General features: G+C 59.2%; 18 protein-coding genes. 13 read left to right on the top strand and 5 right to left on the bottom strand.

Annotated features, from left to right (window positions below; all coding sequences use genetic code 11):
* Window positions 1-496 precede the first annotated feature (496 nt).
* From M9Q49_RS19680 to M9Q49_RS19640, 9 genes are all read left to right on the top strand, one after another.
* On the top strand, window positions 497-1,336 hold the full coding sequence (locus tag M9Q49_RS19680) for a MotA/TolQ/ExbB proton channel family protein (RefSeq protein ID WP_254510535.1): 840 nt from the start codon (window positions 497-499) through the stop codon (window positions 1,334-1,336).
* A gap of 43 nt (window positions 1,337-1,379) precedes the next feature.
* On the top strand, window positions 1,380-1,835 hold the full coding sequence (locus M9Q49_RS19675) for an ExbD/TolR family protein (RefSeq protein ID WP_254510534.1): 456 nt from the start codon (window positions 1,380-1,382) through the stop codon (window positions 1,833-1,835).
* Between the two features lie 60 nt (window positions 1,836-1,895).
* A complete protein-coding gene (locus M9Q49_RS19670) occupies window positions 1,896-2,408 on the top strand; it encodes an ExbD/TolR family protein (RefSeq protein WP_254510533.1) in 513 nt (170 codons plus the stop codon).
* Window positions 2,409-2,432: 24 nt separating this feature from the next.
* Window positions 2,433-2,930 carry an ExbD/TolR family protein gene (locus M9Q49_RS19665; RefSeq protein ID WP_254510532.1) on the top strand — a complete coding sequence of 166 codons (498 nt, stop codon included), beginning with the start codon at window positions 2,433-2,435 and terminating at the stop codon, window positions 2,928-2,930.
* A gap of 15 nt (window positions 2,931-2,945) precedes the next feature.
* Window positions 2,946-4,283: a hypothetical protein gene (locus M9Q49_RS19660; RefSeq protein ID WP_254510531.1), complete on the top strand. Its 1,338-nt coding sequence runs from the start codon at window positions 2,946-2,948 to the stop codon at window positions 4,281-4,283.
* A gap of 85 nt (window positions 4,284-4,368) precedes the next feature.
* Window positions 4,369-5,976 (top strand): prenyltransferase/squalene oxidase repeat-containing protein, encoded by a 1,608-nt coding sequence (locus M9Q49_RS19655; protein WP_254510530.1) that lies wholly within the window; start codon window positions 4,369-4,371, stop codon window positions 5,974-5,976.
* A gap of 59 nt (window positions 5,977-6,035) precedes the next feature.
* Window positions 6,036-9,398 carry a tetratricopeptide repeat protein gene (locus tag M9Q49_RS19650; protein WP_254510529.1) on the top strand — a complete coding sequence of 1,121 codons (3,363 nt, stop codon included), beginning with the start codon at window positions 6,036-6,038 and terminating at the stop codon, window positions 9,396-9,398.
* Between the two features lie 207 nt (window positions 9,399-9,605).
* Window positions 9,606-10,259, top strand: a complete 654-nt coding sequence (locus M9Q49_RS19645; protein ID WP_254510528.1) for a 3-keto-disaccharide hydrolase — start codon at window positions 9,606-9,608, stop codon at window positions 10,257-10,259.
* A 39-nt stretch (window positions 10,260-10,298) separates the two neighbouring features.
* Complete coding sequence (locus M9Q49_RS19640; RefSeq protein WP_254510527.1) at window positions 10,299-11,048, top strand: SDR family NAD(P)-dependent oxidoreductase; 750 nt, start codon at window positions 10,299-10,301, stop codon at window positions 11,046-11,048.
* A 2-nt stretch (window positions 11,049-11,050) separates the two neighbouring features.
* On the opposite strand, the gene M9Q49_RS19635 is transcribed toward M9Q49_RS19640, so the two are convergent.
* The 5 genes from M9Q49_RS19635 to M9Q49_RS19615 all read right to left on the bottom strand — a co-directional run bounded on the left by M9Q49_RS19635 (window position 11,051) and on the right by M9Q49_RS19615 (window position 16,755).
* Window positions 11,051-11,950 (bottom strand): SDR family NAD(P)-dependent oxidoreductase, encoded by a 900-nt coding sequence (locus tag M9Q49_RS19635; protein WP_254510526.1) that lies wholly within the window; start codon window positions 11,948-11,950, stop codon window positions 11,051-11,053.
* Window positions 11,951-12,057: 107 nt separating this feature from the next.
* Window positions 12,058-13,704 (bottom strand): outer membrane protein assembly factor BamB family protein, encoded by a 1,647-nt coding sequence (locus M9Q49_RS19630; protein WP_254510525.1) that lies wholly within the window; start codon window positions 13,702-13,704, stop codon window positions 12,058-12,060.
* 144 nt (window positions 13,705-13,848) lie between these two features.
* Complete coding sequence (locus M9Q49_RS19625; protein ID WP_254510524.1) at window positions 13,849-15,453, bottom strand: hypothetical protein; 1,605 nt, start codon at window positions 15,451-15,453, stop codon at window positions 13,849-13,851.
* Between the two features lie 25 nt (window positions 15,454-15,478).
* On the bottom strand, window positions 15,479-16,357 hold the full coding sequence (locus M9Q49_RS19620; protein ID WP_254510523.1) for an ABC transporter ATP-binding protein: 879 nt from the start codon (window positions 16,355-16,357) through the stop codon (window positions 15,479-15,481).
* Window positions 16,354-16,755 (bottom strand): GntR family transcriptional regulator, encoded by a 402-nt coding sequence (locus tag M9Q49_RS19615; RefSeq protein ID WP_254510522.1) that lies wholly within the window; start codon window positions 16,753-16,755, stop codon window positions 16,354-16,356. The genes M9Q49_RS19620 and M9Q49_RS19615 overlap by 4 nt, the downstream gene beginning before the upstream one ends.
* 164 nt (window positions 16,756-16,919) lie before the next feature.
* On the opposite strand from M9Q49_RS19615, the gene M9Q49_RS19610 reads away from it, so the two are divergent.
* The 4 genes from M9Q49_RS19610 to M9Q49_RS19595 all read left to right on the top strand — a co-directional run bounded on the left by M9Q49_RS19610 (window position 16,920) and on the right by M9Q49_RS19595 (window position 19,201).
* Window positions 16,920-17,942, top strand: a complete 1,023-nt coding sequence (locus M9Q49_RS19610; protein ID WP_254510521.1) for an SMP-30/gluconolactonase/LRE family protein — start codon at window positions 16,920-16,922, stop codon at window positions 17,940-17,942.
* A 15-nt stretch (window positions 17,943-17,957) separates the two neighbouring features.
* Window positions 17,958-18,335 carry a hypothetical protein gene (locus M9Q49_RS19605; protein ID WP_254510520.1) on the top strand — a complete coding sequence of 126 codons (378 nt, stop codon included), beginning with the start codon at window positions 17,958-17,960 and terminating at the stop codon, window positions 18,333-18,335.
* A gap of 44 nt (window positions 18,336-18,379) precedes the next feature.
* Window positions 18,380-18,799: a DUF2314 domain-containing protein gene (locus M9Q49_RS19600; RefSeq protein WP_254510519.1), complete on the top strand. Its 420-nt coding sequence runs from the start codon at window positions 18,380-18,382 to the stop codon at window positions 18,797-18,799.
* 141 nt (window positions 18,800-18,940) lie between these two features.
* Window positions 18,941-19,201: an ankyrin repeat domain-containing protein gene (locus M9Q49_RS19595; protein ID WP_254510518.1), complete on the top strand. Its 261-nt coding sequence runs from the start codon at window positions 18,941-18,943 to the stop codon at window positions 19,199-19,201.
* Window positions 19,202-19,214 lie beyond the last annotated feature (13 nt).

Here is a 19,214-nt window from a genome sequence, read left to right as displayed (position 1 = left end):
ATTTCCTCCAGTGCTGGAATAAAGTGAGGCGGTGGTTACGAAAAACTGCATGTAGATTGAGCGTGATCCCCTCACGTCCGCCAGGTTCGTGCGTCTCACGCCCCGCTCGTCTGATTCATTGGCCGCTCTAGCGACGCCCTATTCGGGTGGGTCGTGCGGCCGTCGATTGGACTGAGATCTTGGGGCGCGAGAAAAGCAGTTCGGCCCGCCTGGGGTTTCGCCAACTCCAACTACAGTGGGTTGTCGGGGGTTGCCAGGTGACGGTGTTGCGTCTGAAGAGCCGCAGCCAGATTTGCACCAATTTTAACGATGTGAACGAGTACTTTTCGTATCTCGAGCGATCACATTGCTAAGATCGGTGTGCTTCTTGCCAACTTCGTTGATTTTGCTATCGCTCTTCCAGTAAGATTGCTTTCACCTCGGCAGTTTGTTTGCTCGCTGTGCGATTGGGTGTTGCCGCGAGTCAATCCATCATCTTTGGGAACAGGTACGAAACATGTCTCGTTTTCTTGGAATTTTCTTGATCTGTGCGGCATCGCTCGTCGCCTGGGGCGCTGTGGCCTCGTTCGCGCCGACGCCGGTGGCTGCACAAGAAGAAGCGCCTGCCGCCGAAGGTGAAGCCGCCGCTCCTGAGCAGCACCAGAAGAGCCGCTTCATGTGGTTCATCAAGTCGTCGGGCTCGATCGGCTTCTTCATTTTGCTCATGTCGATGTACTTCATCGCCACGGTCATTCGCCTGTTCATGGAATTGAAGATGGCCGTTGCCGCTCCGCCAGACGAAATCGCCACCTGCGAGCAAATGCTCGGGGCCCGCGACTTCCAGGGGTTATACGAGTTCACCAAGAGTAAGACGTCGTTCTTCAGCAAGTTGGTTTCCAGCGGCATCGCCGAGTTGCCTGCTGGTTTGCCGGAAGCTCGCGAACTAATGGACCGCGAAGCCGAAGCCGAACAAGTCGACATGGAACGCAAGATCAGCATGCTCGCGGTGATCGGGTCGCTCGGCCCGATGATCGGTCTGATCGGCACGCTCAAGGGGATGATCGCGTCCTTCGCGGTTATCGCTCTCTCCGATACCCAGCTCAAGGCGAGCCAGGTGGCTGAAGGTATTTCGGAAGCGTTGCTTCTCACGTTCGAAGGTGTTGCTCTCGCCGTGCCGGCGATCTTCTTCTTCACTTACTTCCGCAACCGCGTGATGCACATCTCGGTCGAGACCCTGTTGCTCGCCGATCAGTACATTCGTCAGGCTGCTCACGCCGCCAAGTCACGGACTGCTCCGTCGCCCATGCAAGCTCAAGCTGCCATGGCTGCCCGCGCCGTTCCTGCTCCTGCCCGCTAGTTCATGGCTCGCATGTTAGCGACCTAGTTCAAGGAGTTACGCGATGTCAGGTGGTCATGAAGGAGCCGAGCCGGATCTGGTGCCGATGCTCGACATGGTTTTCCAGCTGATCACGTTCTTCATGCTCGTGATCAACTTCAAAGCCGCGGCCATGGATCTGGATCTCAAGCTGCCGGTGGTGGGCTCGGCCCGCCCCGTCGAAGGAGCCGCTGCGGATTTGCTCGTGCTCAACGTCAACGACAAAGGTGAGCTGCGCGTCTATGGCGCGCTGATCACCGACGTCGAAGGCTATTTGAAGACCGAAGCCATGGCGAGCCTGGCCGTCGCCCAGCGGACCGATCCTTCGCTCACGTTCGGCAAAGATCTCCCCAGCACCGTGGTGATTCGCGCCGACAAACGAACGCCGTTCGCCCTGCTCAATAAGGTCGTCAAGACTTGTCAGGACTATGGCTATCGCAGCTTTGCCCTCAAGGCGATGAATAAAGCCGAAGGCGGTTAGTCTTTCCCCCACGCAATTTACTGCCTACCCAATCAGTGCAGTGCAGAATAGAGATTTTTCATGGCAAGTCGTCGTAAGAAGAGAGGCAAGCACGGGGGTGGCGGCGTTAAGATGGATATGGCCGCCATGCTCGATATGGCTTTCCAGCTCCTGACGTTCTTCATTCTCACGTTTAAGCCCGCGCCGGTCGAAGGTGAAGTCCGTCTTCGCTTGCCGCCGCCGCAACCGATCACGCAGAAGGCCGGTCAATCGGCTGGTAACAACGCTGCCAATAACAACCCGGCTTCGGGGCTCGAAACGCTGGTGATCAGCGCGTTTGCCAAACCCACTGGCGCGCTCGGTCAGATGGCGATCGGCGAATCGCAAATCGGCAGCACCTCGGCTCTCGATCGCCGCCTGAGCGAAATCCTGGCCGATCCAGTGGCCAGCTTTGAGCAGGTAGTAATTCAAGTCGACAACAAGCTCAACTACGAAGGGTTGATGCAGGTCGTCGATGTTTGCACGCGTCAAAAGTTAGCCAACGGCGAGAAGCTCACCAAGCTGAGCTTTATAGCTGCCGGCGAAGCACCGTAACGACTGTCGTCAATCGAGTTCACCATGAGTGGCCGACTAAAAAAGCGAAAGCACGGTGCTGGTGGCGTCAAGCTCGACATGGCCGCGATGCTCGACATGGCCTTTCAGCTGCTGACGTTTTTCATCCTCACCTTTCGGCCCGCGCCGATCGAAGGTGAAGTGCTGCTGCGCTTGCCAACGGCGATGCCGGTTACGCCAGGGCCAGAAAAGCCTGGTGGCGACCCGCTTATCTCCAAAGCTGATGTAGGTCTTGAAACACTCACTATCTCGGCCTTCGCCAAGCCAAACGGTTCACTCGGTCAATTGTCCATCGGCGATACGACGGTCGGCGGCGTGGCCGGTTTGGATCGGCGTTTGAACGAAGTTTTGTCCGATCGGGTTGCCAGTTTCAAGCAGGTCGTGATTCAGGTCGACGAGCGGCTGGCGTATGATGGATTAATGCAGGTCGTCGATGTCTGCACTCGTCAAAAAATGGCCAGCGGCGAACCCCTGACCAAGCTCAGCTTCGTCGAAATGCGGTAACGGAGGACTCACTGGATGCGCACCGTCACTCGAGCCCGAGCTGGCAAAAAAAAGGTTGGCTACGCCCGCGTAGGCAGCCTGCTGATGCTCGGTGCGCTCATCTGGGTGCTGTGGGGCGCTGCCCGTGACGTCGGCAACTGGAAGTGGTTGACTGAGCAAGCCAAAGGGAGAGTCGAAGACGAACGCTTGACCGTGGGTGCCGAGAAGCAGCTGCAACTGGCTGCCGCGGTTGCCAAGCAAGCCAGCGAATCCAACAAGGTCGAACCGAAAGTCGATCCCAAGCCGGAACCTAAGGCCGAGCCGCAACCCGCAGCCGTTCCAGCGGAACCTAAGGCCGAGCAAGCTGCAGAGCCAGCTCCGGCGGAACCAAAAGCAGAGTCGAAGGCGGAGCCTACCGCGACGGATCCCAAAGCCGATCCTGTTCCTGCTCCTGCCGAACCCAAGCCTGATCCAAAGGGCGAGCCGGCTCCTCCTGCGGATCCTGGCGAGTTCAAGCAGTCGAATCCTGCCTCTGGCGACGGCTCGCAAAACAAGCCAGCCTTCGAAGAAGGCGCCGGGCAGCAAGAAGGCCCCGCCAAGAAGCCTGAGTATCTCGGTCCCACTGACCTGGACCGCGAGGAACAGGATGCGATGAACGAGGAGGGGCAGGCCCTCAGCGACGGCGGCCTCGATTTGCGAAAAGAGGAAATGCCCGCCTACTGGCGGATGTTCATGTGGTCTAAGAATCAAACGGTGGAGCAACTTCTCAAGCGGGCGGACAAGTCGATTCGCTTGGATGACATGTTGCGGCGGCCAGCCAAGACCCGCGGAAAATTGGTCAAGCTGAACCTGCACGTCACGCGAATTTTGTCGTACAGTGTTGCTGACAAAAACCTCGGCGACGTGAAGAAGGTTTACGAGCTGTGGGGCTGGTCCGACGAGACAAAAGCCTGGTTATATTGTGGTGTCACTGCCGATCTGCCGGATAACATGCCCTTGGGTTCCGATCTGCACGAAAACGTGACCTTCATCGGTTACTTTTTCAAGGTGCAGGGTTACCTGGCGGCCAATTCTCGTCCTAATGAGAAGCCCCTCTCGTCGCCGCTGTTGATTGGACGGGTGGTCTGGCACAAAGCCGCCCCGCCGCCACCCCAGCCGGCGACGGAGCCGTACCTGATCTGGGGTTCGTTGGGGGCCGCGGGTTTGCTGTTTGTCATCGGAATTGCTTATCCTTTTTTGCGTCGCAAGCCGGTTCGGGAAAAAACGGAACGTGAAAAATCGCCCCTAATGCCCACGGATTTGAACGAATGGGCCGCCAAGCCGACCTTCGAAGATGGCCAGGACCCGAACAAACGCTCGTTCAATCCAAATTAACGCAATAAAAACTTAACCGTCCAACGAATCCACATAGCACGTTACGCGGCTCACCGTCGCGATCCTCCGCCAGAGAGAACGAACGATGTCTACTGCAGAAGCCAAACCGGAAGTTCCCGAAGAAGAAGTCGCCGAGGAATCTTCCAGTCCGATGATGGAGTGGCTCACCGGCACTGCCACCCAGGCCTGGGCGGCGAGCATGATGATTCACCTCATCATCTTGCTGGTCATGGCCCTCGTTCTTGGCACCATCCAAGTCGTGAAGACGGTGGTGAATGCCCCCAGCTTCGAAACGGCCCAGACCGAAGCTGTTCCCGAGCCGGAAATCACCGCTTTCGAAGTGGGCGAAACTCCGCTCGATCCGACCGAACTCACTACCGAGACGCTCGAACTGACCGAAGCTCCCCCGGTGGAAGCTCAGTTCAACGACAACAGCGCCATGTTTGAAGAAGCCGGCGGCGGTTCGGCCACGGCCAATCCCAACGCCCTGGGCGCTGGTGTGGGCTTCGACGTGAAGGCCAGCGGCCTCGGCCCGATGGTTCGGGGTGGTGGCGGCATCGACGGTGGTGTGGGTCTCGGCAAAAACCCTGGTAAGGGTGGCGCCGGCAGCGGCTTCGGCAGCCGCGGTAGCGGTATGCGTGAAGCGATGGTCGGCAACGGCGGTACTAAGGCTTCGGAACGGGCCGTGGCTGCAGCTCTCAACTGGATCTCGCGTCATCAAAATCAAAACGGCAGCTGGAGCCTCGATCACCGTCCCGGTTGCAAGAACGGTGCTTGCTCGGGTTCGGGCGAAGTGAACTCCAACGCAGCTGCCACGGCGATGGCTTTGTTGCCGTTCTTCGCGGCTGGTCAAACGCACGAATCGCGTGGTCCGTATCAGCGGCACATCACGGGTGGGCTGATGTGGCTCATCAACAATCAAAAGCCCAACGGCGATCTCTCGGCGGGTAGCTCGTCGCAGATGTATACGCACGGTCTGTGCACGATCGCCCTCTGCGAAGCCTACGGCATGTCGCAGGATTCACGCATCGGCCTGGCAGCTCAAGCCGCCATCAATTTCATTCAGACCGGACAAAACAAAGAAGGCTCGTGGCGGTACTCGCACGGCTCGGATGACTCCGATACGTCGGTGCACGGCTGGCAAGTGATGGCTCTGAAGAGCGGTCAAATGGCCGGTTTGCAGGTCAGCGACAACGCGGTCGCCGGCTCGAAGAACTACATGAAGCTGGTCGGCAAGGGTGGCCGCTATAAGGAACTGTTTGCCTACACGCCCGAAGGTGGTCCGACCCTGTCGATGACGGCCGTGGGTCTGCTCTGCACGCAGTACCTGGGTGCTCAACGCGACGATCCAGTCATTACGGGCGGCGTCGAATATCTGGGCAAAAATCTGCCCAGCGAGACCCGCCGCAATGTTTACTACTGGTATTACGCCACGCAGGTGATGCACAATGTGCCTGGTCCGGAGTGGGATACCTGGAACCGCGCGATGCGTAAGATCCTGATCAACACTCAGGACAAGCAAGGTTGCGCGGCTGGCAGCTGGGACCCGCTGCAGCCCTCGCCCGATGCGTGGGGCCGGCAAGGTGGCCGCTTGATGGTCACGAGCCTGTCGTGCCTGACGCTCGAGGTCTATTATCGCTATCTCCCCTTGTACAAGCTCAACAAGAAAGACGCTGAAAAAGATCTGAAGTAGCCGCCGCTAGTGGCAGCACTCCGAGATTGGCGGCTTGCGAGTCCGAAGGATTTTTGATCATGAAGTTTCGTCTGTCGTGCGCCATGTTGGCCGTTGCCTTGGCAGCGGCCCCGGGGTTGGTCCAGGGAGCGGAACCGGTCCTGGAGTTTCTCTCGGGTTTGCAACAGCGCGGCTACGGCGAAGCGGCACTCGATTACATCGACGTTCTCGCAGCTCGCAAAGACACCCCGGTCGCCGTTCGGCAGGTCTTCGACCTGGAACGGAGCAAGAGCCTCAAGGTTGCCGCCAACGAAGCGTACAACCTCGAGCAAAAGAACCAGCGGATCGCAGAATCGGAAAAGCTCCTCGAAAAGTTCCTCAAGGAGTTTCCCGATCATCCCGCCGCCGCGCCGGCTTTGCTGGGCCAAGCCGATACCCTGCTCGAACAAGCGCAGATGAGCCTCGGGCTAAGCCGGGCCACGCGCGTCGATGCCGAGAAGGCAGAGCTCTGCAAAAAGGCCCGCGAGCAATTCACCGAAGCGGCCGGGCAGCTCACGCAAATCGAAAAGAAGCTGAAAACGCGGATCGACGGTCTACCGCCGGTTCCCCCCAACGGCAAGCCGACGGCCCAGCGTTTGGATTGGGAGTACGCGCTGCTCGAAACTCGCTTCAAGCTGGCCCTCATCGAATACTCCACCTCGTTGACATATCTCAACGAGAAAGATCCCGAGCGCAAGAAGATCCTACAGAAGGCTACTAAATCGTTCGACGCCGTGTTCCAACTCCACCGTGGCACGCGCGCCGGTATTCTCGCCCACATGTGGAACGGCAAGGTGCTGGAAGAACTGGGCGACGAAGAGAATGCGATGGAGGTCTATGACGAAGTCCTCGTCAATTCTCCAGCTGACGGCAAAAGAGCTTCGGAAGACGATGCCCGTTTGTTCGGCCAAGCCGCTTTGTTCCGCTTCCAACTCATGATTCGCAAAAACGAATTAGTGGAGATGCAGAACGAAGCTGCCGAATGGTTGAAGCTCAATCGCTCTTGGGAAAAAACCGCCCCCTACTCGGGCATCGCAGTCGCCCTTGCCAAGTCGCACATCGAAGCGGCTGGCAAGGCTGGCGCTGTCGAGCCCCGCAAACGTTATCAGGCCGCGGCGGCGATTCTGTTGCCCATCACCAAGGTCGATAGCGAATACAAGCACGAAGCGTTGCTGCTCCGCCGTGAATGCCAGGAAAAGCTCGGCGCTCAAGCGGGGGCGTCGACGCCCGATGAAGAAATCGCCCTGGGCGATGCTGCTGTCGCCGAAAAAGAGTGGGCCGAAGCGCAGTCCTGCTACGAGCGAGCGCTCAAGCTCGCCGAAACGGCCAAAAATGACAAAGCCATCGCGACCGCCAAGCAAAAGCTGACCCAAATCCGTTATCAGCTGGCCGTGCAGAGCTTCGGCAAGAAGGAATACGAAGAAGCCCTCAAGGCCGCTGGCGCGATCGTCGCCACTGCGGGTGACGACCCGGTTGCGATCACGGCTTCGGGCCTGGCGATTGCTTCCGCGTTGGAATTGTATGCCGCCGCCCCCGCCGACACGAAGCCCAAGGTGCTCGAGCGACTTGAGCGGATCGCCAAGTACACCATCGACAAATGGCCTGACCGTGCCGAAGCCGACGATGCCCGTATGTCGCTCGCGCGGGCCAGTCTCATTCGCAACGAAGAAGACGGCGCGATCACGCAGCTTGAACTGGTCAACGCCCGCTCGCCGCGCTACGGCATGGCTCAGCAGGTGGTGGGGCAGATCACGTGGAAGCGGTATCTGACTCTCAAAAAGCAGCTCTCCGGCATGCCTGCGCCGGTTGTCTCTGACGATCCCGATGCCAAGGTCACTCCAGAAATGGAGGAGCAGAAAAAGAAGTACGAGGACGCTCAAAAGAAGTTGGCCGAACTGCTGCCCAGAGCTCGTAAGAGCTTCAAGGAATCGCTGCTGCAACTCAAGCAAGTGGCCAAGACCGATCCCGAGCGTGCCGACGCTGGCACCATTGCCGACGTGCAGCTGTTGTTGGCCGAATCGTCGCTCGAAGAAAAGCTGCCCGGCGAAGCGGCTCCGCTGTTCGCTGAGTTGGTTAAGCAGATCGAAGCCAAAAAGCCGACCGAAATCGACAAGGAAATTCAACGCACCTTCATCGGCGCGGTCCGCTCGCAGATTTTGAGCGGCCAAGTGGAAGTGGGTGGAGCAACCGCCCTCTCGCTGATCAATCTCAGCACCGATAACGCCGCTTTGAATGCAGTGCTCATCGACTTCAGCCGCCTTGTTGCCGCGGAAGTGAAAAAAGCCGACGCCGAAGTTACTCGGTTGAAGTCCGAAAAGCCCCGTGATCTCGACGCTCGCAAGCCAGCCGAAACGACGCTCGCTTCGACGCAAAAAGTGCTGGGCGAAATGCTCACCAAGCTCTCGGATCGCAAAGAACTCTCGATCCCCTCGCTCGTTTATCTGGGCGACACCGCGGTCAATCTGAAGCAGAGCAAACTGGCCAATACCAACTATCAACGAGCACTGGCGCGAATCGACAAGCCCGAACCCGGCGACGATGTAGCCAGTGGCGCCAAAGCCAGCACTCGTATTCGCGCTCAGCTCATCAGCATTCTCCGCAGCGAAGGCAAGTTTGCCGAAGCTAACAAGCAGGTCGACGCTCTGGTTGCAGCTCATCCGAATTCGCTCGAACCCAAGATGGAAAAGGGGCGAATTCTGCAGAGCTGGGCCGAGTCAGATCCCTCGCGTTTTGACGAATGCGTCACGCACTGGGCCACCCTCCGCGTGCTGCTCGGTCGTCTGAAGCAACGGCCGGCCGAATACTACGAAGTTCTCTACAACTGCGCCGACTGCCTCCTCAAGCAGTCGCTCGCGCAAAAGGATCCGACCAAGGCGCTCGAAGGGGAAAAGATTCTCAAGTCGACCCTCGTGTTGACTCCCAATCTGAACGGCCCCGATACGGTTGCCAATTACAAAGCTCTCATGGTGCAGTTGGCCACGGCTGCCAAGCAAGCGCCCGGTCCGAAGCCGGCCGTGACCACCAATACCAAGACGGGAACGACCGCGCCCGAAACCACGCCGCCGAAAACGGGTACAACTCCCGCGAAGACTCCAGAAAAGACCGGCACCACCCCGGTGACAACGACACCGCCCAAGACAGGGACAACTCCGGCTACCACACCACCAAAAACCGGGACGACTCCGGCCACGCCGCCGAAAACAGGCACAACTCCCGCGACTCCGCCAAAGACTGGAACGACACCAGCCACACCGGCAAAGCCCACAACCCCTCCGGCAACTCCAGCCAAGCCTGCGGCTCCGAAGACCGGCACGACTCCGGAAAAGGGCAAGACGCCTGCCAAGACCGATCCAGCAAAGACTCCAGATAAGAGCAAAACGCCGGAAAAGGCCAAGCCGAAGTAGTCGGTGGCAGTTCATGATGAGTCCGCAGCATGGCTGCGGACTACGTTCTCTTGCGAGCGCGAGGCATTGCTCGGCTCGTTTTGCGTCATGCGGTAAGTCCGCGTATGCTAATTCAGAATACGCCTTTGGGAGAGTCGGCGCGCAAGCTCCTGCTCGGTGCGATACATTCACCAGCTGAGCTTCCGTTCCTTTCTTCCGGGGTGATTCATGTCGACCCGCATTCTGTGCTTCATCGCCTTTTGTTGCCTGTTGCTGTGCGCTGGAATCGTCGCCAGCGCAACCGCTGAGGATGGCTTCACCCCGTTGCTTGATGGCAAGACGCTGGCCGGTTGGAAAGTGCGAGCCGAGAAGGAACCTAAGGCTGACGAATGGACCGTGGTCGATGGCGTGCTCAAGGCGAAGGCAGGCAATAGCTGGCTGGCCAGCGAAAAAGAATTTGGCGATTACGTGCTGCAGCTCGAATGGCGGCTGCCGGAGAACGGCAACAGCGGCGTGTTCATTCGCGTTCCGGAGCTGAAGGCCGGCGAGCAGCCGTGGGTGAAGGGGATTGAGATTCAGATTCTCGACGATCGCGGCCCGACCTACGCTGGCAAACTCAAGCCCTGGCAGTACAGCGGATCGCTGTATGGCGCGGTGGCGGCCGATCAAAGTGCATTCGCCGGCGCGGGCAAATGGAACGCCTACGAGATCACCTGCCGCGGCGATGTGATCAGCATCGTGCTCAACGGCAAGGAAGTGGCCAAGGGTGATATGTCGCAGCTCGACGTCTTGAAAGACCGGCCTCGTCGCGGCATCATCGGGCTGCAGAATCACGGGACCGACGCAGAGTTTCGGAATCTGCGAATCAAGGAACTCAAGTAAGTTGGAGGCGGAACTCCAACACAGAGAAAGCAACTAAGCATGGACCTTACTGGCAAAACGGCTCTCGTCACCGGCGGCACGATGGGCATTGGCGGCGCGATCGCCACGGAACTTGCCCGACGTGGCGCTGACCTGGCGATCGTTGCGCGGAACCTCGGAGCCGAAGCGAACGAGGTGAAGCAAGTCGTCGAACAAGCGGGCCGGAAATGCCTGCTGATTCAGGGCGACATGGCCATCGCGACCGAGTGCGCGCGAGTGGTCGAAGAAACAGCGAACCATTTCGGCCGGCTTGATGTGTTGGTGCATAACGCGGGTGGGCCGGCGTTCGGCAAAACCGAAGACGTCACGCCTGAGTTGTGGGAACACACCATGGCTTTGCACGTGAGCGCGAATTTCTATCTCATCAAGGCAGCGCTGCCTCACCTGCGCAAGCAGAGCGAAGGGGCGATCCTGATGATCTCTTCGTCGGCAGGCGTCCGTGGCGTGCCGGGCGCCATCGCCTATGCCACCGCGAAAGGCGCCTTGCCGCAGATGGCCCGGTGTTATGCCCGCGACCTGGCCGATGACAACATCCGTGTGAATGTGGTCGCGCCTGGCGTGATCCGCACGCGTTTTCACAAGGACATGCCGGCCGAGCGGAAGGAGCACAATCTCAAGCATCGCATTCCGCTGCACCGCGAAGGAACGGCGGAGCAGGTGGCCGATGTCGCGCTGTTTCTGATCACCAACGATTACATCACGGGCGAGACCGTTGTCATCGATGGCGGACTGACGAGCCGGATCGCCTGACCTCAGACCGTTACGTCTGAAGGTTGCCGGGTTGGAATTCGGGCGAATTCCACCACGGGCGAATCGATCGCGGGGGCAATCGGAGCAACCGCCGGCACGCTCTTCACCGCGCAGCGCGGCGAGTTCGTGACCCACTGAAAAAACGACCGCAAAAACGGCATCTGAGCAAAGCGGCCCACGATGCGATAGCCGATGCCGGGAATGACCAGCACTTGTTTGCTGCGCAGCTTGTTGAGCGCGTAGGTCACCACTTCATCGGCAGTCATCCACAAGTGAGCGGCCGGTGATTTTTTTCGCTGGCGATAGGCTTCCATGCATTCGGCAGCATGAAATTCCGTCTTCACGAATCCGGGGCAAAGCGCTTGCACACGCACGTTCGTGCCGCGCAACTCTTGGTCGAGCGAGAGGGAGAACGTGGCGAGAAAATTTTTGGTCGCGCCGTACTGCACATTGCCGGCTGCGTTGAACCAACCGCCGAGCGAAGACACGTTGATGATGTGACCACTCTTACGTTCGTGCATGCCGGGGAGCACCGCGCGGCAGAGCACCGTCGGCGTGACAACATGCAGATCGGCCTGGCCGACGAGGTATTTCGGATCGGTGTCGACGAAGTAATCGACCGTGCCATAGCCGGCATTGTTGACGAGCAGCGCGACATCAAGTTTTGCGAGCCGCTCGGCCAGATGTTCGACTTCGCTGCGATTGCACAGATCGACCGCGCAGGCTTCGGCTTGGGTGCCGAATTGCGTGGCAAGCGCGACGCAAACCTTTTCGAGCTCGGCCTGTCGCCGGTCAATCAGGAAGAGCTGATATCCGCGTTCGGCGAGTTGCCGGGCGAAGGCAGCGCCCAGTCCACCGGCTGCACCGGTGACGACGGCTAAACCTGGCGATGTAACTGTCATGGATCGAACTCCGAGGGGCTCGAAATTGCCTGCCGTGGCAATCTACAAAAGAATCCTGCTCTACTATACTTCGCGTGCGGCGAACCGCAAATACGCGCGAGGTGTGGCTACGGCAGCTCAAAACAAGCGGCTTCGGCGGCATTCCGAACCAGCAGCTTGTGGCCGTACAAGCAGAGATTATTCCATGTCTTGCCGCTCAGTGCGCCGGCCTTGCCCAATTCGACGAATTTGTCATGATTGAGCGCGACTAAATGCAGGTCGCCATCTTCTGATAGCACCAGCAGCAGATCGCCGACCCCCAAAATCTGGCCATGACCAAAACGGCCCTTCTTCCAGCGGCGGCTGCCGTCCTCAAGATCGACGCATTCCAGAATGCCTTCGGACAAACCAAAGGCATGGCCGTCGTGAACCACCACGTTGCTGAACTTGGTTTGCAGCACGCGCGGATTTTTCCAAACCGAGGTAACGGTCAGTTCGCTTCCATTGCCGCTGCTTAGCTCCAGCAGTTCCGCGCCGCCGCCGTAGCCTTTCGTCAGCAGCACTTGCTTGTCGCCAATCGCAACCGCTTGCGAGGCGCTCGCGCTACCGTTGCTCTTGCCGGGCCAGGGATGCGACCACAGCCGCTCTCCGGTCGCCGGATCATGCGCAGTGCAAGTGGTTTCGTTGACAATCAGAATCTGTCGCCGGCCGGCTAGCGTTGCCAGCGAGGGCGAGGCATAAGCGATCTGATCGGCTTCGCCGCTGGGTAGTGTATTTTCGCACTCCCACACGAGCAGTCCGGTCGCGCGATCAAAAGCAATCAGGTTCTTGCCTTTGCCTGGATGCCCACCGCCGGGAACGACGACGAGCGAATCGACAATCAGCGGCGAAGCAGGTCGGCCGAACATCACATTCTGCTCATCTTCGCTCGCCGAAATGCTGTAGCGTTTTCGCAAATCGTCGCTCCACAACAGTTGGCCGTCGCCGCTTAGACATTGCAGCACGCCGTTAGCGCCGAGCGAATAGACATGTCCGTCGGCAATCGTCGGCGTGCTCCGCGGTCCGATCCCGCCGAGGGCCGTCTCGTGCCGCGATGGAATCGACTGCCCCCATACGGGCTTGCCAGTTTCGACTTCGTAGCAGGCGATCCACTCTTCGCTGCCGCGCTGCTCGAGCGTCACGGCAAAACCATTCACTGCAGAAAATGCCGACCAACCGGCGCCGATTGGTTGCTTCCACAGAAGTCGCGGCGGATTGGCGTCCCAGTCGCGCGCGAGCTTCGGTCCGCGGATCCAGGCATTGCGGTCCGGGCCCAGAAACTGCGGAAAGTCTTCGGCAGTCGTGATTCCCAGTTTGTTCTGCTCCATCGGCGGCGTGGTGACCACCAAGGCCGCTTCGTGCTCGCGAGCGGCCAGGCGCGGAACCAAACTTCCGGAGAACACCAGCGCGCCTTGCGCGAACATCGCCACCGTCGTGCTAACCGCGGCAACCACGATGAGCGAGGTGACTCCCGCCACGCCGAGTCGCAACCGACGCGAAAATCGGCTGCGAAAACAAAACCAGAACCAGGCCGAAAACGCAGCGCCGCAGCAAGAGAAGAAAACCGTCAGATTGCAAACGGCGGGATCGTTGAAGGGGCGCGGCGGATCATCGAGGCGGCCGATGAACGCGACGACTGCAGCGACGTTCAGCGATACAACCAGCATGACCAGCGCGAACCAACCCGAGCTGCGGGCTGTCACTGCATCGGTTGAGGCAGTTACTGGCGTGGACATGGCGAGACAGTGCGATTGCTGCGCGTGCGCAGTGAAACGAAAAAGACAGGGCCGAACTGTCAATCATCATCGGCTGCCACACCGAGAGCATCCAGTAGTCGCCGGTAGAATCCAATTTCAGCGAAAATACCACCAAACCGCGGCCTAGCGATGACGATTGTAATGCACCGCCATCGGCATGGCCGCCAAAGGGGCGAACGTGAGCGACAAGCAGCCCACGCCTTGCCAGACGAACGGCCCATCCTCGGCACGCACCACGCCGTTGGTGACGAGGAATGTTGCCGCCATCAAAAAGAGGACAACACACGGCGCCCACACCCAGGCGGTGATCAACCGCAGTCGGCTGGCCAGGACGAAGACCGTGCACGTGAACCCGAGAAACAGCGTTCCGCCCATGACATACACGGCAGACAGAACCGAGTCGAACTCCCGCTGCGGCATGAATTGATTCAGCAGCGACAGGCCGAGCAGCACGGCAAACACCAAGCTAAGCAGTGCGACAATCAGCCAGGCTCGGCCCGCCGCGACCAGCGAAGCCATCAACGAAGTGAGCGTCCATGAAATGGTTAGCGAGAGCGCGGCGATGGTCGCCACGTGCCGCATGCTCATCGACTCCGGCAAAACCGCTTGCCGTACGATCACGTGCTCGCCCGCCCAATACAACAGCGCTGCGATCAGCAGCCAACCGCATAACCACACCGCCCAAGTCATCGCCAGGCTCCGCAAGCAATTCAGCAAAATGCCGTTGGCGATGAACGTATCAGTAACGGGGCGCGTGGCGAGCGTAAACCGCATCGCTGGTTTGCCACTGTCCTGACTGCAATTGCCCGCGACCAAACCCGCGATCAGCGGCATGACAAAAATCAGCACGATCAGCGGCATGGTTCCTGAAATGACGAGCAACTCGTCCGACGGCATGTAGCCCGCAGCCCACACGCTGCACGCAAACACAAAGAACCCGCCCAGCATCAGCGCTGGCAGGGCTGCCATTTTCTGCCGCCATTCAAACCAAGCTTGAGCGCCGTGAGGACTCGCGAACTTACCCATCGGCATCACGTCGCCAAATTGTCGGTCGATCCAACGCCACACGGCAGACAGATCAACGACATCGCCACGCCGCGCTCGCGCGACACCTAGAGTTGCCACGCCAAACGCAACGAGCGACATGCCGCCGAGTGCGAGAGCGTCAACGGCCGTCGGTTGTCGCCACATGCGCTGCCAGTCGCCGATGATCTGCGCGCCGTAGCAGCGATTGAACCAAATCACCAACGGTGCGGTTGTGGCGATGCAACCAAGCAACTGCGCAAACGTAGATCCCTCCAGCGACCAGATCGCCGCCAACGAACAAGCGAGCGCAGCCGCCAGAAACATCGCTGGCCCGAGCACCGGCCAGCCCGCGCCGCCGATATTGATAATTCCCGCCGCAATCGCGTACATCGCCGCCATCGTCAGCATTCCCAATGTCATTTGACACGCTACGAGCCGTGCTGAAGAAACAGGCCGAATGAAATGCCGCGCCAACTTGCCATGCGATTGATACACCGCAATCGCGCAGCCGAAGCCCATCACCAGCGTCAGCGTGACGTGCATCACGACGGCTTCACGCATGCCTGGCTGCAACGCGCCGTCGTTTCGCATCGCTGCAAACAACCACATGGGCAACGCAGTGATGGTGAGCAACACAACCGGAATGATCCACAGTCCGCGGCGCGCATAATCCGCGGCCAGAGCTAGTTCGACCGAACGCATGGCTGGGGTTCCCGCAGAAAATAGACTACTTCACTCGCGACACAAAAATTTCTTCCAGCGACGGCACCGTCTCTTCGATGACGGTGCCACCTTGCTCCGCAACGGCCCGTTTCAGCTCCTCGCTGCCACCGTTGGCGAGGAAGGTCCATTCCAAGCCCTCGCCCACGCACTGCAGCGCGCCGGGCAACTGCGGCGGAGTGTATTGCGGCTGGGGGAACCGCACCGTCATGCGGCGATGAGAAGTCTTGATCTGGTCGAGCGTGTCGCTGACCACGATGCGACCGCCGTGAACAAACGCCACATGATCGGAGACCCGTTCCACTTCATCGAGCAGATGCGACGAGAAGAGCACGGTGCGTCCTTCATCGGCAACAGTCCTCACAATGGCGCCGAGAATATCTTGCCGAACGACCGGATCGAGCCCCGACGACGGCTCGTCGAGCACGAGTAACTCGGGCCGATGCGCCAGCGCTGTTACAAGGCCTGCTCGCGCTCTTTGGCCGCGCGACAACGTGGCTACTTTCTGCCGCGGCTGTATTTCGAAACGTTTGCACAGTTCCTCGGCAAATTGCTCATCCCAGGTCGGATAAAAGGCTTGCATGTAGCGAAGCATTTCGGCGATGCGCATCCAGTCGGGTAGATCGCGATCTTCCGACAAACAGCCGATGCGGCCGAGCACGCCGACCGGATCTTCGACTGGATTGCGGCCGAAGACCTGCACGCTGCCGACCTGCGCGCGCAGCAGACCGAGCACGTGTTTGATGAGCGTTGTTTTGCCAGCGCCGTTTTCGCCGACCAGGCCGAAGACGCAGCCACGCGGCACGGTCAGGCTCACGTCGTGCAGCGCTGCTTTGTTGCCGAATTGGCGGGTCAAGCCGCGGATGTCGATCACAGGTTCGCTCATGTCGATTCTCCGTTCGAAGAGTTGGGCAAGCGGCGACTGCGCTTTTGGATTAGTTCGAGAAGCGTTTCGAGATCGACGTTCATCTGCCGGGCTTCAGCCAGCAGCACGTCGATCCGTTCGGTCAGAATGCGGGTTTGTTCGCCGCGGGCCAGCGGCGAACCACCATCGGCGACATACACACCCGCGCCGCGACGCGTCGTCAGCACGCCCGCCGATTCCAATTCGCGATAAGCGCGGGCCACGGTGTTGGGATTCACCACCAACTGCTCGGCCAGCTTGCGGACCGAGGGAAGGGCTTCACCAGGCATCAGCCGCTGGGCGGCCACCTGATATTTCACCTGGTTGACGATCTGCAAATAGATCGGCACGCCGTCGTTCGCAGAGACTTTCAATTGCATGCTCACCTCGCTTCAGCAGTAGTTATTGCTGTATTAACACAGTAGTACAGTTGCCGCGGTCGTGTCAAGCGCTGGAGCGAACTTTTTTCTTCACCTCTCCACTTTCGACTTTCTACGCACTACTCTCTTGCTGTGCCGAGTAAACATTGAGCGGGAACAAATCAATGCAACGTCGCGAATTCTGCCTGACTGCCAGCGCTGCCACGATCGGCTTCGGACTTGCGATTTCCGCGCGAGAAGCTCATGCCGCGGAAATCTCACAGCAGTACGAAGGGCTTGATTCGTCGGAGTATTTCGGCGAACTGAAGACGCTCGCCAAGGTCGAGGATCGCAAGGTCTTCACCGAAGGTCCCTGTTGCGATCGCGCGGGGAATGTCTATTTCACGAATACCGAAGTGGCCAAGATCCTGAAGTGGGATGGCCAAGAGCTGACGGTCTTTCGCGAAAACTCCGGACAGGCGAATGGCCTGCTGTTCGATCAGCAGGGGAGGCTCGTCGCCTGCGAAGGTGGCAGTGGCCGAGTGACGCGAATGGATATATCCACCGGTAAGTTGGAGGTTCTCGCCGATTCATTCAACGGCCATCCGCTCGGTGCGCCGAATGATTTGTGCTTTGATGGCGCGGGGCGGATTTATTTCACCTCGCGGTTGCCCAACACCGATCCAGTCGCCGGCAACGTGAACGCCGTCTATCGCATCGATCTCGACGGCAAGTTGCACCGCGTCGTGCATTGGCCCGAGATTCATATGCCGAATGGCATCGTGACTTCGCCCGATGACAAGACGCTGTACTTGATCGAATCGGCGCCGAGCGCGGAGCAGAACCGCTGCATCCTGGCGTTCGATCTCGATGCCGACGGCAATCTCAGCAAGCAACGCAAGCTCATCGATTTTTACCCCGGCCGCAGTGGCGATGGGATGGCCATCGACGAGCAAGGTAACTTGTATGTCGCGGCTGGCCTGCACAAAACGCGGAAGACATCGGAAACACTCGACACGCGGCCGGGCATTCACGTCATTTCGCCAGCGGGTAAGTTGGTTGCGTTCCTACCAACGCCGGAAGATACGATTACGAACTGCCGTTTCGGCGGCGCTAGTTTGAAAACGCTGTATATCACTTGCGGTACGCTATTGCTGAGCGTGCCAACAAAAATCGCCGGCAAAGCCAGCTATCGGCCCGCGAAATAAACAACGAGTCCCGCCATGACATTCGCCCGTTGGGTTTTCCGCTCTGCCGCCGTATATGGCGTGCTCGTGCTGTTGCCGATGTATTTTCTCGAGCTGCAAATCGGTCGCGATCAGCCGCCGCCGATCACGCATCCCGAATTCTTTTACGGGTTCGTCGGCGTGGCGCTCGCTTGGCAATTCATATTCTGGCTCATCGGCAGCGATCCGCAGCGCTACCGACCGCTCATGCCTGTGGCCGTTCTAGAAAAGGCGGCGTTCAGCATCGCAGCGTTCATCTTGTTCGCGCAAGGGCGAATTCATTTGCAGATGCTCTTGGCGGGGAGCATGGATTTTATTTTGGGATGCCTTTTTATCATCTCGTTTTGGTTGACCGCGAAAAACGTGGATTCGTAGTGCTACGATACTCCTAATATTCAGAAATCTGATCAGGTGCATCGATGGCTGAGTCACCGATTTTCTATCACCGTGGCGATGATCCCGAGATGGCCAAGGCGCACCAGCAGGCGCTCGCTACTTTCAAATACTTCTGGCGCGAGTTGACCTGGGAACGGCAGCGCATTGTGCCGGGGCTCGGCTTGACTGCGGTGAAAGCGCCATTCGCCGATGGCAACCCAGCGGCGACGACGGCCAGCGATGACGTCGAGCACATGTGGATCGACGAAGTAACATTCGACGGTCGCACGATCACCGGCGTCTTGCTGAACGAACCTAGTTGGCTGAAGTCGGTGCAAGCCGGCGATCAAGTGAGCATCCTCGGCAAGAACCTGAGCGACTGGATGTACGTGATCAACAACGAGGTTTTTGGCGCATTCACGGTGCAGGTGCTGCGAGCGCGGATGGGGCATGCCGAGCGCTAGCAGCACGACGCGGCTTGGGGCCTGGAGTTCGGCGACCCACTGAACGTGCGGATCGTGCCGACGGATAAGAAGTCGGGCGGCTTCTTTCGAAGTTTGTTCGGCAGCAAGAGTCAGCCGTCAAGCACTGGCGACGAGCATCCGATGAGCGTGAACATGGCGCCGGGGCTAAGAAAAGAGCTGGCGAGCAAGCCGGATATGCTGCATTGGCGCGACGATCGGGGTTGGGGCCTCTTGCACATCCACGCTCTGGCCGGAAATGCGGATATCGTGCAAGTTTTGCTCGACGCCGGAGTCGATCCCAACTTGAAAACCAAACACGGGGCAACTCCGCTACAATTGGCCCATGTATTGGGATGGGAAAAAGTCGTCGCGCAGCTGATGGCACGCGGGGCGCGCGGTTAAATTCGAAAGCTGA

It is taken from the genome of Anatilimnocola floriformis (genome assembly GCF_024256385.1).
Taxonomy (GTDB): Bacteria; Planctomycetota; Planctomycetia; order Pirellulales; family Pirellulaceae; genus Anatilimnocola; species Anatilimnocola floriformis.
The sequence above is the reverse complement of the archived record's forward strand: the minus strand, read 5'-3'. Positions and strand labels throughout refer to the sequence as shown.

What these genes read in the sequence shown, in the direction of transcription:
- M9Q49_RS19680 (WP_254510535.1), top strand. Translation starts at nt 497, where the DNA reads ATGTCTCGTTTTCTTGGAATTTTCTTGATCTGTGCGGCATCGCTCGTC.
- M9Q49_RS19675 (WP_254510534.1), top strand. Translation starts at nt 1,380, where the DNA reads ATGTCAGGTGGTCATGAAGGAGCCGAGCCGGATCTGGTGCCGATGCTC.
- M9Q49_RS19670 (WP_254510533.1), top strand. Translation starts at nt 1,896, where the DNA reads ATGGCAAGTCGTCGTAAGAAGAGAGGCAAGCACGGGGGTGGCGGCGTT.
- M9Q49_RS19665 (WP_254510532.1), top strand. Translation starts at nt 2,433, where the DNA reads ATGAGTGGCCGACTAAAAAAGCGAAAGCACGGTGCTGGTGGCGTCAAG.
- M9Q49_RS19660 (WP_254510531.1), top strand. Translation starts at nt 2,946, where the DNA reads ATGCGCACCGTCACTCGAGCCCGAGCTGGCAAAAAAAAGGTTGGCTAC.
- M9Q49_RS19655 (WP_254510530.1), top strand. Translation starts at nt 4,369, where the DNA reads ATGTCTACTGCAGAAGCCAAACCGGAAGTTCCCGAAGAAGAAGTCGCC.
- M9Q49_RS19650 (WP_254510529.1), top strand. Translation starts at nt 6,036, where the DNA reads ATGAAGTTTCGTCTGTCGTGCGCCATGTTGGCCGTTGCCTTGGCAGCG.
- M9Q49_RS19645 (WP_254510528.1), top strand. Translation starts at nt 9,606, where the DNA reads ATGTCGACCCGCATTCTGTGCTTCATCGCCTTTTGTTGCCTGTTGCTG.
- M9Q49_RS19640 (WP_254510527.1), top strand. Translation starts at nt 10,299, where the DNA reads ATGGACCTTACTGGCAAAACGGCTCTCGTCACCGGCGGCACGATGGGC.
- M9Q49_RS19635 (WP_254510526.1), bottom strand. Translation starts at nt 11,950, where the DNA reads ATGACAGTTACATCGCCAGGTTTAGCCGTCGTCACCGGTGCAGCCGGT.
- M9Q49_RS19630 (WP_254510525.1), bottom strand. Translation starts at nt 13,704, where the DNA reads ATGTCCACGCCAGTAACTGCCTCAACCGATGCAGTGACAGCCCGCAGC.
- M9Q49_RS19625 (WP_254510524.1), bottom strand. Translation starts at nt 15,453, where the DNA reads ATGCGTTCGGTCGAACTAGCTCTGGCCGCGGATTATGCGCGCCGCGGA.
- M9Q49_RS19620 (WP_254510523.1), bottom strand. Translation starts at nt 16,357, where the DNA reads ATGAGCGAACCTGTGATCGACATCCGCGGCTTGACCCGCCAATTCGGC.
- M9Q49_RS19615 (WP_254510522.1), bottom strand. Translation starts at nt 16,755, where the DNA reads ATGCAATTGAAAGTCTCTGCGAACGACGGCGTGCCGATCTATTTGCAG.
- M9Q49_RS19610 (WP_254510521.1), top strand. Translation starts at nt 16,920, where the DNA reads ATGCAACGTCGCGAATTCTGCCTGACTGCCAGCGCTGCCACGATCGGC.
- M9Q49_RS19605 (WP_254510520.1), top strand. Translation starts at nt 17,958, where the DNA reads ATGACATTCGCCCGTTGGGTTTTCCGCTCTGCCGCCGTATATGGCGTG.
- M9Q49_RS19600 (WP_254510519.1), top strand. Translation starts at nt 18,380, where the DNA reads ATGGCTGAGTCACCGATTTTCTATCACCGTGGCGATGATCCCGAGATG.
- M9Q49_RS19595 (WP_254510518.1), top strand. Translation starts at nt 18,941, where the DNA reads ATGAGCGTGAACATGGCGCCGGGGCTAAGAAAAGAGCTGGCGAGCAAG.